We start from the raw sequence: 13,796 nt of genomic DNA, 5'->3' as shown, positions 1-13,796 counted from the left end.
TCAACCCCCTCGAGGGAGTCGACGAGAACGGCCGCATGGCGCCGAAGGCGTACGACGCCGTCGTGCTCGCTTCCTTCGGCGGCCCCGAGGGCCAGGACGACGTCATCCCCTTCCTGCGGAACGTGACCCGCGGCCGGGGGATCCCGGACGAGCGCCTCGAGGAGGTCTCCCACCACTACCGCGCGTTCGGTGGCGTGAGCCCCATCAACAGCCAGAACCGTGCCCTCCGGGCCGCGATGGAGGCGGAGCTGCGGCGCCGCGGCATCGACCTGCCCGTCTACTGGGGAAACCGCAACTGGGAGCCGTTCATCGCCGACACCCTCCAGGAGGCCTACGACGCCGGGCACCGGAAGGTGCTCGCCGTGACCACGAGCGCGTACTCCTGCTACTCGAGCTGCCGCCAGTACCGCGAGGACCTCGGCATGGCGCTCGTGAAGACCGGCCTGGAAGGACGGCTCGAGGTCGACAAGGTGCGCCAGTACTTCGACCACCCCGGCTTCGTCGAGCCCTTCGTCGAGGGTGTGGCCGACGGCCTCGCCAAGGTGCGCGCCGGCCTCGCCGAGCAGGGCACCCCCGACGCCCCCGTCCACATCATGTTCTCCACCCACTCCATCCCGATGGGCGACGCCGAGGCGGCCGGCCCGCGCAACGGCGAGGGCGGCCCGGCCTACGAGGAGGGCGCCTACGTTGCGCAGCACCTCGCGACCGCGCAGGCCGTGCTCGACCGCATCCCCGGGGCCGAGGGCGTCGAGTGGTCGCTCGTGTACCAGTCCCGCTCCGGGGCGCCCCACATCCCGTGGCTCGAACCCGACATCAGCGACGCGCTCCGCGACCGCTACGAGCAGGGCACGCGCGGCGTCGTGATCGTCCCGCTCGGCTTCGTGTCCGACCACATGGAGGTCGCCTGGGACCTCGACACCGAGGCGATGGAGACCTGCGGGGAACTGGGGATCGTCGCCGACCGCGTGCCGACGCCCGGCACGCACCGGAAGTTCGTGGAGGGCCTCGTGGACCTCATCCTCGAGCGGACCATCGAGAACAACATCGCCGACCGTCCCTCGGCCACGGCGCTCGGCCCCTGGTACGACGTCTGCCGGCCGAACTGCTGCGCCAACCGCCGCGGGGAGAAGCCGACCGTCGCGGCCGTCGACTCCACCGTGGGGACGCCGCTGCCCAACCCCGGTATGTGATGGCGACGGGTATCAGGGTCGGCACGCGGGGCAGCGCCCTCGCGATGACGCAGACCACCACGGTCGCGGAGCGCGTGGCGGACCTCGCCGGGCTTCCGTACGAACTCGTCAGGGTCCGGACGGAGGGGGACGTCTCCAAGGGCTCGCTCTCCCAGATCGGCGGCACCGGCGTCTTCGTCGCGGCGCTGCGGGACGCGCTGCTCGAGGAGCGGTGCGACATCGCGGTGCACTCGCTCAAGGACCTCCCCACGCTGCCCGCGCCCGGGCTGACCGTGGCCTCGGTGCCGGAGCGCGAGGACGTCCGCGACGCGCTGTGCGCCCGCGACGGCCTGACCCTCGCCACGCTCCCCGACGGGGCACGCGTGGGCACCGGGTCCCCGCGCCGCGCCGCGCAGCTGCGGTCCGTGCGGCCCGGGCTGGAGGTCGTCGACATCCGCGGGAACGTGGACACGCGGCTCGGCCGCGTCGCAGGCCTCGTGCCCGGCGCGCCGGGGGATCTCGACGCCGTCGTCCTCGCCGCCGCGGGCCTGCGCCGGCTCGGGCGCGACGCCGCTGTCACGGAACTGATCGACACGGACGTCATGCTGCCCGCGCCCGGGCAGGGCGCCCTCGCCGTCGAGTGCCGCGAGAGCGAGGCGACACCGCACGTCCGGGAGGCGCTGGCCTCCTACGACCACCTGCCCACCCGCCTCGCCGTGACGGCGGAGCGCGCCGTCCTGCTGCAGCTCGAAGCCGGCTGCGCCGCGCCGATCGGAGCGCTCGCACGCCTGCAGGGGGACGAACTGGCCCTCGAGGCCGTGGTGTGCAGCCTCGACGGCCGGTCGATCCTCCGGCTCACCCGCTCGGCCCCGGTCACGGATGCCGTCGGTGCCGCGCAGCTCGGACTCGAGCTCGCCGAGGACCTGCTCGCGGCCGATGCCGCAAGCATCGCACCGCTGAACGGCTGAGGCCCGGGTGGAGCAGCAGCCGCCCCCGCCCGTCCAGCGGCCGGTGATCGTCCTGCGGCATCCCGCCCGGGCCGTCCGGATCGCCGAGGCGCTCCGGGCCGCCGGCATGACGGCGTACGCGCTGCCGCTCACGGACACGGAACTGCCCGCCGACGCCGGGGCCGTCGCGGCGGCACTCGAGGCGCTCGGCCAGGGCGCCTTCGCATGGCTCACCGTGACCAGCGGCAACACCGTCCGCGCGCTGGAGCTCCTGGCCGGCACGGGCGGGGCCACGCTCGGCGGCCTCGTCCGGGCCGGAGGGGCGAGGGTCGCCGCCGTCGGGGCCGGCACCGCGCGCCTGCTCGCCGACGCGGGCATCGCCGTCGACCTGGTGCCCGGGGACGCGTCGTCGTCGGGACTCCTCGACGCCTTCGGGCCCGGCGCGGGCCAGGTCCTCCTGCCGCAGGCCGACCTCGCCCCCGACGACCTGCGCCACGGACTGGCCGCCCTCGGCTGGTCGGTGTGCCACGTCGAGGCGTACCGCACCGTGCCCTATCCCGCGCACCCCGCCCGACGGGTCCCCGGTGTCGAGGAGGACGGGACCCCGCCACCCCTGCTGTCCGTCCCCGACGTGCTCCGCCTCGCCGCGGACCCTGTCCACCCCGCCGTAGTGTTCACGGCCCCGAGCACGGTGCTGCAGTTCCGTGAAAGGCTGGGAGGCGGGCCGCTCGCGTTCCTCCCCGTCGCGATCGGGCGCACCACGGCCGCGGCCCTGCGGTCCCAGGGCTGGGAACCCGCCGCCACGGCGGGTGAACCCACACCACCGGGGATCACGGCCGCCGTGGTGGAGGCCTTCTCGCGCGGCGCGACCACCCATCCCGCACCACAGAACGGAGATCGACCATGAGCTTCCCCCAGCACAGGCCCCGGCGGCTGCGCTCCACACCCGCCCTGAGGCGCATGGTGGCCGAGTACCGCGTCCACCCGTCCGAGCTGATCCTGCCCGCCTTCATCCGGGAAGGGCTCACCGAGCCCTCGCCCATCCTGTCCATGCCGGGCGTGGTGCAGCACTCCACGGACTCCCTGAAGCGCGCCGCCGCGGAAGCGGTCGAGCGGGGCGTGGGCGGCATCATGCTGTTCGGCGTCCCCGAGCACCGCGACGCGACGGGCAGCGCCGGCATCGACCCCGACGGCGTCCTCAACCGGGCCATCGCCGACGTCCGCGCCGAGGTGGGTGACGCGCTCGTGGTCATGAGCGACGTCTGCCTCGACGAGTTCACCGACCACGGCCACTGCGGCGTGCTCGCCGAGGACGGGTCGGTGGACAACGACACGACCCTGGCCCTGTACGCGCAGATGGCCGTCGAGCAGGCGAACGCGGGATCCCACGTCCTCGGCCCGTCCGGCATGATGGACGGCCAGGTCGCCGTCATCCGCCAGGCGCTCGACGAGGCCGGGCACCAGGACACCGTGGTGCTCGCCTACGCCGCGAAGTACGCCTCCGCGTTCTACGGGCCGTTCCGCGAGGCCGTGGACTCCCAGCTCCAGGGCGACCGCCGGACCTACCAGATGGACGCCGCCAACCGGCGCGAGGCCCTCCTCGAGGTGGAGCTCGACATCGAGGAGGGAGCCGACATGGTCATGGTCAAACCCGCCATGAGCTACCTCGACATCCTCGCCGACGTCGCCGCCATGTCGCCGGTGCCCGTCGCCGCGTACCAGATCTCGGGGGAGTACGCGATGATCGAGGCCGCCGCGGCGAACGGCTGGATCGACCGCCGCCGCGCCATCGAGGAGTCCGTCCTCGGCATCAAGCGCGCCGGTGCGCAGATGATCCTCACCTACTGGGCCCCCGAGCTGGCACTCTGGCTCGACGAGACGAACTAAGGAACCCTCCATGACCACCTCCCCGACCTCCCCGACCGCGTCGGACACCCTCTACGAACGCGCCCGCGCCCTCATGCCCGGCGGAGTGAACTCCCCGGTGCGGGCCTTCGGGTCGGTCGGCGGGACGCCGCGCTTCCTCGTCGACGCGCACGGCGCCTACGTCACCGACGCCGACGGCCGGCAGTACGTGGACCTCGTCGGCTCCTGGGGGCCGGCACTGCTCGGGCACTCCCACCCGGATGTCATCGCCGCGGTCCACCGTGCCGTCGACCACGGGCTCACGTTCGGTGCCTCGACGCCCGCGGAGGCGGACCTCGCGCAGCTCGTGAAGGACCGCGTCCCCGCCGTCGAACTGCTCCGCATGGTGTCCACCGGCACCGAGGCCACCATGACCGCGGTGCGCCTGGCGCGCGGCTTCACCTCGCGCAACCTGATCGTCAAGTTCGCCGGCTGCTACCACGGCCACGTCGACAGCCTCCTCGCCTCGGCGGGCTCCGGCGTCGCGACGCTGGCCCTGCCGGGCTCCGCGGGCGTCACGGAGGCGACGACGGCGGAGACCCTGGTGCTCCCGTACAACGACGTCGAGGCCGTGGAGGAGGCCTTCCGGACGCACGGTGAGCACATCGCCGCCGTCATCACGGAGGCGGCGCCCGCGAACATGGGCGTGGTGACGCCCGCGCCCGGCTTCAACGCGTTCCTGAGCCGCATCACCACCGAGCACGGCGCGCTGTTCATCGTCGACGAGGTCATGACCGGGTTCCGCACGCACGCCGGCGGGTACTGGAAGCTCACCGGCGGGGCCGACGACGCCGAGCACCCCTGGACCCCGGACCTCCTGACCTTCGGGAAGGTCATCGGCGGCGGTATCCCGGCCGCCGCGCTCGGCGGACGCGCCGACGTCATGAACTATCTCGCGCCGATCGGGCCCGTGTACCAGGCGGGCACCCTCTCCGGGAACCCGATCGCCATGGCGGCCGGCGTCGCGACCCTCACCGCGGCCACCGACGCCGTCTACCGGCACGTCGACGCGCGCTCCCTCGAGGTGAGCGACGCCCTCTCGGCGGAACTCTCGAGGGCCGGCGTCGACCACTCGATCCAGCGCGCGGGCAATCTCTTCAGCGTCGCGTTCGGTACCTCCGAGCGCGGCGTCTGGAACTACGCCGACGCGCTGGGCCAGGAATCGTTCCGCTACGGGCCGTTCTTCCACTCCATGCTGGGCTCGGGCGTCTACCTCCCGCCGTCGGTGTACGAGGCGTGGTTCCTCTCCGCGGCGCACGACGACGCGGCGATGGAACGCATCCACGCGGCCCTCCCGGCGGCTGCAAGGGCCGCCGCGGCCGCCGTCCCCGTCGACTGATGCGCGGACGGCCCCGGAGCGCTGCTCCGGGGCCGTCCCGTCAGCCCGCGGCGGTCCCCGCCGATGCGTCGGACAGCGCCGTCCGGCCGGTGGGCACTGTCGGGCCGGTGGGCACTGTCGGGCCGCCGGGCACTGTCGGGTCGGCCGGCGCTGTCGGGCCGCCGAGCACTGTCGGGCCGGCCGGCGCCCCGATGACGGGCCACGCCCGCTCGATGACCGCGTCCGGTTCGGTTCGCCGGAGGTACTCCTCGAAGCTGGCCGCCTGGCGGTCCGCCCAGACGACCAGTGAGGCGTGGAGGTCGGCCGCGGGGCGCTGGAGGAACACGTAGCGGTCGGCGAGGATCCGTCCCACCTGCAGTGTGGCGAGGACGTCGGCGGCCGAGGTGTGCGCGTTCTCGAACCGGACGCCGTAGTGCTCGCACAGGGCGGTCAGCGTCCGCTTGCCGCGCCGGTACCGGTCCGCCTGCTTGTCCATGACGTAGGGGTCGATCACGGGCGAAGGCCGCGGTGTCCCCACCCCGTGCCGCCGCCCCTCCTGCTCGAGCACCGTGAAGTCGTAGCGTGCGTTGTAGGCGAGCACGGGGACGCCGTCGCCGAAGAGCCGTGCGAGCACCGCCGCGATGCCGTGGACCACCTGCGCGGCCGGCAGCCCGTGCGCCCGGGCATGGTCCGTCGTCACGCCGTGGATGGCAGCGGCACCGTCCGGGATCTCGACGCCCGGGTCGGCCAGCCACTCGTGGTGCTCGAGGACGTCGCCGTCGCCGTCGACCAGGACGATCGTCGCCGTGACGATCCGGGCGCTCATCGGGTCGCGTCCCGTCGTCTCGAGGTCGAAGGCCGCCCTCGGCCCCACGTGCCAGCTGCTCATGGATCCACCGTACTGGCGGGCTCCGACCAATTGGTTCCGCGCTGCGGGGAGGGGCGAGCGGGCGCGGACTAGGGTGGGGCCATGCGGGCTCGAGGGATGGATGCGACGGACGGGATGGGCGGCGGGGGCGGCGGTGCAGGCATGGCGGACGACGACGGCATGGGCGGCGATGGCGGCGGGGAGACGGGGGAGTCCCTCGAGCAGGCCGTCACCGGGCGGATCGATCCCCACGTGTACGCGGCGGCCGTGCTCACCGTCGCGGAGATGATCCCCGTGGCCCGCGTCCTCACGTACGGTGACATCGCCGAACTCCTCGGCTGCGGCGGTCCCCGGCAGGTGGGCAGGGCCCTGTCGCGCAGCACGCGGGAGGTCCCGTGGTGGCGTGTCCTGCGTGCCGGAGGCAACCCGCCGCGCGGACTCGCCCTGCAGGCGCTGCCGCACTACGAGGACGAGGGCACGATCCTGTCCGTCCGACCGGGCGCGGCGGCCGGGGAGTACCGGGTGGACCTCCGGGCGGCGCGCTGGTGGCCGTCCGAGGAGGAGCAGCACGGCATGGCCGAGCTCGGTGCGTCCCTCCGCCACGGGCCGTAGCGCCGGAGCGCTGCGGACAGCCGCCGCGCTCCCGATTGTCCGTGGGATGTGATGGTCTTGAGGCATGACCAGCACTCTCCATGACGCCCCGACTACCGCCGCCGGCGGCCCTCCCGCGGGCACGCCGTCGCCGGCGCGGGGGTACGACGCCGTCCTCGCGTCGCTGGAGGCCGTCGCCGGCCAGGTCCTCGTCCTCGGCGCCCCCGGCAGCGGGAAATCGACCCTGCTCACAGATCTCGCCGTCCGACGGATCGGGGCGGGGGCGGTGGTCCCCGACGGGCTGCTGCTCCTCGCGCCGACCCGTGCTGCCGCCACCCGGCTCAGGGACGACCTCACCGCCAAGCTCGACCGCAGCATCAGCACGGCGCCCGCGCGCACCTGGTCCGCCTACGCCTTCGACCTCATCCGCCGGGCCAGGGCCGAGGGACGCACCCCCCTGATCACGCGTCCGCCGAGGCTCCTCGCCGGCGCCGAGCAGGACCTCATCATCAAGGAGCTCCTCTCCGGACACGGGCGCGACGGCGCCGCGTCCCCCGCGTGGCCGTCGAGCCTCGCCCTCGCGCTGCCCACCCGCGGGTTCCGGCAGGAGATCCGCGACCTGTTCGACCGCGTGAGCGAGTACGGGGTGTCGGCCGACGACCTCGCGGACTGGGGGAGCCGGTTCGACCGCCCGGACTGGGTGGCGGCATCGGCGCTGTACCGCGAGTACCGCGACGTCCTCGACCTCAGGATGCCCGAGGCCTTCGACCCGGCCGGCATCCTCACGGCCGCCCGGGAGATCCTCGAGACGGACCGGGACTTCCTCGACCAGGAACGCGAGCGGCTGCAGCTCGTCCTGGTGGACGACTACCAGGAGGCGAACCCCGCCGTCCACGCTCTGCTCGGACTCATCGGCGCCGGCAACGACGTCGTCGTCACCTCCTGTCCCGACACCGTGGCGCAGGGCTTCCGCGGTGCCCGCCCCGAGCTGACCGGACGGCTCTCCACGCTCTTCGGCCCGGGTGAGGGGCTGACCACGGTGACGCTGCCCGCGTCCCTGACCATGGGGGAGCAGCTCGCGGAGGCGTGGGGGAACGTGGCCGCGCGGATCTCCACCACCGGCGTCAGCACCGCCTACCGTGTGCCCCAGGGCGCCGCGGAGCACGGGCAGGATGACGGTCGGGACGACAGGCAGGACGACAGGCAGGACGACGGGCAGGACGACGCGCGGGACGACGGGGAGCAGGTCCGGCAGCCGGTCGTGTCGGCCCACGTGCTCGACAGCGTCTTCCACGAGCAGAGGTTCATCACCCAGCGGGTGCTGGAGTCGCACCTGTTCGGCGGGCGGAGCCTCGACGACATGGCGGTGATCGTGCGCAACGGCGCGCAGGTGAGCTCCGTGCAGCGCTTCCTGACCGCGCAGGGTATCGCCGTGAACGTCCCGGCCGCGGAGACCGCCATCCGCGAGGAACCCGCCGTGCGGCCCCTGCTCGATCTCTACGCCGTCGTCGTCGGACGGGCGGAGCTCGATACGGAGCTGTGCATCTCGCTCCTCACCTCGAGGATCGGCGGAGCGGGCAGCCTCGACCTCCGCCGGCTGCGCCAGATCCTGCGACGCACGGAACTCCAGCAGGGCGGGGGCCGTACGAGCGACGAGCTCCTCGCGGCCCTGTTCTCGTCCCCCGAGGAGATCGCCGCGCTCCCGTCGGAGGGCGCCCCCGTCCGCCGGCTGCACCGCATGCTCGAAGCCGCCCGGGCCGCGATCGCCGATCCGGGCAGGGACCCTGAGACGGTCCTCTGGGCGCTGTGGTCGGCGTCCGGGCTCGCCCAGCAGTGGTCGTCCGCCGCGGTGTCCGAGGGTCCCTCCTCCGCGCGCGCGGATCGGGACCTGGACGCGATGATGGCCCTGTTCACCACGGCCGAGCGCTTCGTCGAGCAGATGCCCGGGGCCGATCCCGAGCTGTTCCTCGACTACATCCTCAGCCAGGACATCCCGATGGACACACTGACGCAGCGCACCACGCGCCATGCCTCCGTCTCGGTGCTCACGCCCGCCAGCGCAGCCGGCCGCCACTGGCCGCTCGTGATCGTCGCAGGAGTGCAGGACGGCGTCTGGCCGAACCTCCGGTTGCGCGGTGAGCTCCTCGGGTCCGGGGAGCTCCGTGCCCTGCTCGACCACGGTGAGTCCTTCCGCAGCACCCGGGACCCGGTGTCACTGCTGCAGGACATCCGCTTCGACGAACTGCGGACCTTCTCGCTCGCGGTCTCCCGCGCCACCGAGGAACTCGTGTGCTGCGCCGTCTCCTCGCAGGACGAACAGGCGTCGCAGTTCCTCGACGTGCTCGACCCCCTGCCCGCCGGCGTGCCGGAACGGCCGCGTACGGAGGTCCTGCGGCCGGTGACGCTCCGCGCGCTGGTCGCCGAGCTGCGCAAGTTCGCGCAGGACCCGCAGGCCAGCCCGGTCCTCTCCCGCGAGGCCGTCCAGCACCTCGGCCGCATGGCCGTCCTCGAGCCGCCGGTCCCCGGAGCCCATCCGGCGCAGTGGTGGGGTGTGCTCTCCATGAGCAGCGAGGAGCCCGTGGTGCCGCCGGACCAGCCTGTCCCGGTCTCGCCCTCCAAGGTGGAGTCGGTGCTCACCTCGCCCCTGAGCTGGTTCGTCTCCGCCGCCGGAGGCGAACGGACCACCGACTTCGCGCGGTCGCTCGGCACCCTCGTGCACCAGATCGCGCAGGACCTCCCCGATGCCACCGGCAACGAGTACGTCCGCGAACTGGAACGACGCTGGCCGCAGCTCGGCATCCGCGACACCTGGGAGGGCCGGGCCGACTTCCGGCGCGCCGAGGGCATGGTGCGCAAGCTCGCCGCATACGTGCTGTCGATGCGGAAGGCCGGGCGGACCCTCGCCGCCACGGAGGTCGACTTCTCCGTGGACCTCGACGTCCGGCTCGACGGCGCGGAGCGGATCGCGCGGCTGCGCGGTCAGATCGACCGGCTCGAGATCGACGCGGAGGGCCGGTTCGTCGTCGTCGACCTGAAGACGGGCAAGAGCGCGCCGACCGCGCCGGAGATCGCACGGCACCCGCAGCTCGCCGCCTACCAGGCCGCCGTGGCCGAGGGCGCCGTGCATGATGCCGTGTACAACGCTGCACAGGACGCTGCACAGGACGCTGCACAGGACGCTGCACAGGACGCAGCACAGGACGCAGCACAGGACGCAGCACAGGACGCAGCACACGACGCCGCCGACGGGACCGCGACGGTCGAGGCGTCCGCGGCCCCGGGTGGGGCGTCGCTCGTCCAGCTCGGGAAGGACTCCAAGGGGGTCTCCGTCCAGGAGCAACCCCCGGTCGACCCGGAGGACACCTGGGCGCGGACCATGATCGAGGACGCCGCGGCGCTCATGGCCGCAGCCACGTTCGACACCATCCACGATCCGCGGCGGTCGGGGTTCGGCGGCAGCGGTTGCCGCCTGCCCGAGATCTGCCCGCTGTGCGAAGAAGGAAAGCAGGTGACCCAGTGACCGCAGGGACGGATACCGCCCGACAGCCAGCCCGCTCCTCCGCCCGGTATTCCGCCCGCGCACTCGCGGAGCTGCTGCACACGGACCCCGACTCCCCCGTGCAGTACCCCACGGAAGACCAGGCGCGCGTGATCGAGGCACCGCTGGAACCGCTCCTCGTCATCGCCGGCGCCGGCTCCGGGAAGACCCGGACGATGGCCGACCGGGTCGTCTGGCTCGTCGCCAACGAGCTCGTGCGCCCCGAACAGATCCTCGGCGTGACCTTCACGCGCAAGGCGGCCGGTGAGCTCGCCTCGCGGGTCCGGCAGCGCCTCGCCCAGCTCTACGCTGCGCTCGAGCGGGACGCCGCCCTGGCCGGCGGGGATTCCCTCGACCGGCTCGACCCGGCCATCTCCACCTACCACTCCTTCGCCAACGGCATCGTGCAGGACTACGGGCTGCGCATCGGCGTCGAACGGGACTCGGTCATGCTCGGCACCGCCCAATCCTGGCAGCTCGCGCACACCGTGGTGGAGACCCACGACGGCGAGTGGGAACACTTCACGGCGGCGAAGAGCACGCTCGTGAAGGCCGTACTCGACATGGCGGGGGAGTGCGCCGAGCACCTCGTCAGCCCCGCGGCCGTCCGGGACGAGCTCCGCCGCCAGATCGAGTACGTGACCTCCCTGCCGCACGTCGCGGGGTCAGCGAGACCCACCACCCAGGAGGCGGCCAGGCTCCTGGACAAGCTGCGCACCCGCATCACTGTCACCGAACTCGTCGAACGCTACGCCGCGGCGAAGCTCGCGCGCCGGCAGCTCGACTTCGGCGACCTCGTGTCCCTCGCGGCCAGGATCGCCCGGGACATCCCCGAAGCGGGCCGGATGGAACGCGAGAAGTACAGGGTGGTGCTGCTGGACGAGTTCCAGGACACCTCCCACGCGCAGATGGTCCTGTTCTCGCGCCTGTTCGCCGACGGGCGCTCCGTCACGGCGGTCGGCGACCCCCACCAGTCCATCTACGGTTTCCGCGGGGCATCTGCGGGCCAGTTGGCCACCTTCCGCACGGCGTTCCCGACGGTCGGCGACGCCGGTCGCGCCCCGTCGCAGGTCGCCCACCTGTCCGTCGCCTGGCGGAACGCGACCTCCATCCTCGAGGCGGCGAACACGGTGTCCGCGCCCCTGAACGTGCCGGCCCCGTGGCTCCGCAACACCTCGGTCCAGCAGGTCCCCGGGCTCGTGGCACGTCCCGGAGCACCGCTCGGGACCGTGATGCTCGGGCGTTTCCTCACCGACGCACCGGTCGGCGCCGCCGGCCGCCCGCCCGAGGGAGCACCCGAGGGAGGCCGCACCCCTGCGCTGAGCGAGGCCGAGGCGATCGCCCGGGAGGTCCTCCGGCAGCGCCGGCGCAGCTTCGACACCGACGACGCGGGCGACCCGCTTCGACCGACCATGGCCGTGCTGTGCCGGGGGCGCAAGCAGTTCGATCCGATCCGGCGCGAGCTGGAACGCGCGGGTGTGCCCGTGCAGATCGTCGGCCTCGGCGGGCTGCTGCGCACCCCGGAGATCGTCGACCTGCTGGCCACGCTGAGGGTGCTCGGCGACCCCGACCGCTCGGACGCGATGCTGAGGCTGCTCTCGGGGGCGCGCTGGCGCCTCGGACCGGCGGACCTCATGGCTCTCGGCGACTGGTCCAGGCAGCTCGCACGGACGCGGGAGGCCGCGTTCCGCCGCGGCACCCACCAGGGGGAGGAGCTCGACCACGACCAGGCGGCCGACGCCGTCGTCGCCCCCGACCTCGCCGAGGCGGGCAGCCTCGTCGAGGCCGTCGACCACCTGCCGCCCGCAGGCTGGGTGTCCTCGTCCGGCCGGTCGCTGGGCGACGAGGCCCGCCGACGCCTCGACGCGCTCCGACGCGAGCTGAGGAGCCTCCGCGGCTTCGTCGGCGACGACCTCGGCACCATGATCGGGGAGGTCGAGCGCACCATCCTGCTGGACATCGAGGTGGCGGCCAAGCCGGGAGTGAGCATCCACGAGGCCCGCCGGAACCTCGACGCCTTCACGGAGGCCGTCGCAGGGTTCGTGTCCACCGCCGAGCGGGTCGACCTGCCGGCGTTCCTGGCCTGGCTGGAGGCCGCGGACCAGGAGGAGGACGGGCTGCCCGTGACGCAGCTCGAAGCCAGCAGGGACGCCGTGCAGCTCCTGACGGTCCACGCCTCGAAGGGACTCGAATGGGATGTCGTCTTCGTGCCGGGCCTCAACGAGGGATCGTTCCCCAGCGGCAAGGACTCACGGTGGAGCAGCGGCGATGCGTCCATCCCGTGGCCCCTGCGCGGCGACGCCGCCGAACTGCCCCAGTGGGACTGGGAGCAGCAGGACCAGAAGGAATGGCTGGCCAGCGAGAAGGAGTTCACGGGCGAGGCGAGGGCCCACGCGGAGCGGGAGGAACGCCGGCTCGCCTATGTCGCGTTCACCCGCGCCAGGCATGCGCTCGTGTGCACCTCGTCGGCGTGGGGTGGGGGCCGCTCGAAGCCGAACGGCGCATCCGGCTACCTCACGGACCTGGTGCGCCTCACCGAGGCGGGCACCGACGGCTTCTCCGCGCCGCACTGGGTCCCGGAGGAGGACGAGGGGGACTCCAACCCCGCGAACGCGAGCCCCGAGCGGGCCACGTGGCCCTTCGACCCGCTGGGTCCCCGCCGCGCCTCGATGGAACGGGCGGCGCAGGCCGTCCTCGAGCAGGCTGCAGCGCCCGCGGCGGAGGCCGACCTGGACGGCGGTCGCTGGGGCCGCGAGGTGCGCCTCGCACTGGCCCGACAGGCGCGCGAGCGGGAGCGGCTGCCGCTGGCGCTGCCCTCGCACATCTCGGCCTCCACGCTGGTGGAGCTGCGCGAGGACCCGGGCGCCGTGATGCAGCAGTTGCGGCGACCCCTGCCCCGGCGCCCCGGCTCGGCAGCCCGCAAGGGTACCGCCTTCCATGCCTGGATCGAGGAGTTCTACGGAACCAGCGGCATGCTCGACCTCGGTGAATACCCTGGCGGGGCGGATGCCTACGTGGACGAGACCCTCGGGCTGAAGGACATGGCGGCGATCTTCGAGCAGTCCGAGTGGGCGCTGCGCGAACCGGCGGCCATCGAGGCGCCGATCGAGACGAGGATCGGCACCATCGTGGTGCGCGGCCGGATCGACGCGGTGTTCCGGGACGCCGACGGCGGCTGGGACCTCATCGACTGGAAGACGGGACGTCCGCCCGCCCCCGACCGGCGAGCCGCGAAGGCCGTCCAGCTCGCGGTCTACCGCCTGGCCTGGTCACGGCTGAAGGATGTACCCCTCGAGAAGGTGCGGGCCGCCTTCTTCTACGTGGCGGACGACCTCGTGGTGCGGCCCCACGACCTCGCCGATGCGGCGGAACTCGAGGAGATCATCCGCGCCGCGGACGCCGTGGCCGGCTGACGCCGTCGTCCTGGGTCCCGGGTATCCCCCGGGGCCCACGGGGCCCA

General features: G+C 73.4%; 8 protein-coding genes and 1 pseudogene. 8 read left to right on the top strand and 1 reads right to left on the bottom strand.

Annotated features, from left to right (window positions below; all coding sequences use genetic code 11):
- Positions 1-35 precede the first annotated feature (35 nt).
- From V6S67_RS12305 to hemL, 5 genes are read left to right on the top strand one after another with little or no spacing between them, the layout of a single operon-like run.
- Complete coding sequence (locus V6S67_RS12305; protein WP_334211590.1) at positions 36-1,190, top strand: ferrochelatase; 1,155 nt, start codon at positions 36-38, stop codon at positions 1,188-1,190.
- Positions 1,190-2,137 (top strand): hydroxymethylbilane synthase, encoded by a 948-nt coding sequence (gene hemC, locus V6S67_RS12300; RefSeq protein ID WP_334210513.1) that lies wholly within the window; start codon positions 1,190-1,192, stop codon positions 2,135-2,137. The genes V6S67_RS12305 and hemC overlap by 1 nt, the downstream gene beginning before the upstream one ends.
- 7 nt (positions 2,138-2,144) lie before the next feature.
- Positions 2,145-3,023 carry a uroporphyrinogen-III synthase gene (locus V6S67_RS12295; protein ID WP_334210512.1) on the top strand — a complete coding sequence of 293 codons (879 nt, stop codon included), beginning with the start codon at positions 2,145-2,147 and terminating at the stop codon, positions 3,021-3,023.
- Positions 3,020-4,003 (top strand): porphobilinogen synthase, encoded by a 984-nt coding sequence (hemB, locus tag V6S67_RS12290; RefSeq protein WP_334210511.1) that lies wholly within the window; start codon positions 3,020-3,022, stop codon positions 4,001-4,003. Before V6S67_RS12295 ends, hemB begins: the two co-directional genes overlap by 4 nt.
- A 10-nt stretch (positions 4,004-4,013) precedes the next feature.
- Positions 4,014-5,360 carry a glutamate-1-semialdehyde 2,1-aminomutase gene (gene hemL, locus V6S67_RS12285; protein WP_334210510.1) on the top strand — a complete coding sequence of 449 codons (1,347 nt, stop codon included), beginning with the start codon at positions 4,014-4,016 and terminating at the stop codon, positions 5,358-5,360.
- 190 nt (positions 5,361-5,550) lie between these two features.
- Here the strand turns inward: hemL and V6S67_RS12280 are convergent.
- Positions 5,551-6,228 (bottom strand): annotated as a pseudogene (locus V6S67_RS12280) (3'-5' exonuclease); the annotation flags it as partial.
- An 81-nt stretch (positions 6,229-6,309) separates the two neighbouring features.
- Between V6S67_RS12280 and V6S67_RS12275 the strand changes: the two are divergent.
- The 3 genes from V6S67_RS12275 to V6S67_RS12265 all read left to right on the top strand — a co-directional run bounded on the left by V6S67_RS12275 (position 6,310) and on the right by V6S67_RS12265 (position 13,749).
- Positions 6,310-6,819 (top strand): MGMT family protein, encoded by a 510-nt coding sequence (locus V6S67_RS12275; protein ID WP_334210509.1) that lies wholly within the window; start codon positions 6,310-6,312, stop codon positions 6,817-6,819.
- A 64-nt stretch (positions 6,820-6,883) separates the two neighbouring features.
- Positions 6,884-10,318, top strand: coding sequence for an ATP-dependent helicase (locus V6S67_RS12270; RefSeq protein WP_334210508.1), 3,435 nt, complete (start codon positions 6,884-6,886; stop codon positions 10,316-10,318).
- Positions 10,315-13,749, top strand: a complete 3,435-nt coding sequence (locus V6S67_RS12265) for an ATP-dependent helicase (protein WP_334210507.1) — start codon at positions 10,315-10,317, stop codon at positions 13,747-13,749. The genes V6S67_RS12270 and V6S67_RS12265 overlap by 4 nt, the downstream gene beginning before the upstream one ends.
- Positions 13,750-13,796 lie beyond the last annotated feature (47 nt).

The organism is Arthrobacter sp. Soc17.1.1.1 (genome assembly GCF_036867195.1).
Taxonomy (GTDB): Bacteria; Actinomycetota; Actinomycetes; order Actinomycetales; family Micrococcaceae; genus Arthrobacter_D.
The sequence above is the reverse complement of the archived record's forward strand: the minus strand, read 5'-3'. Positions and strand labels throughout refer to the sequence as shown.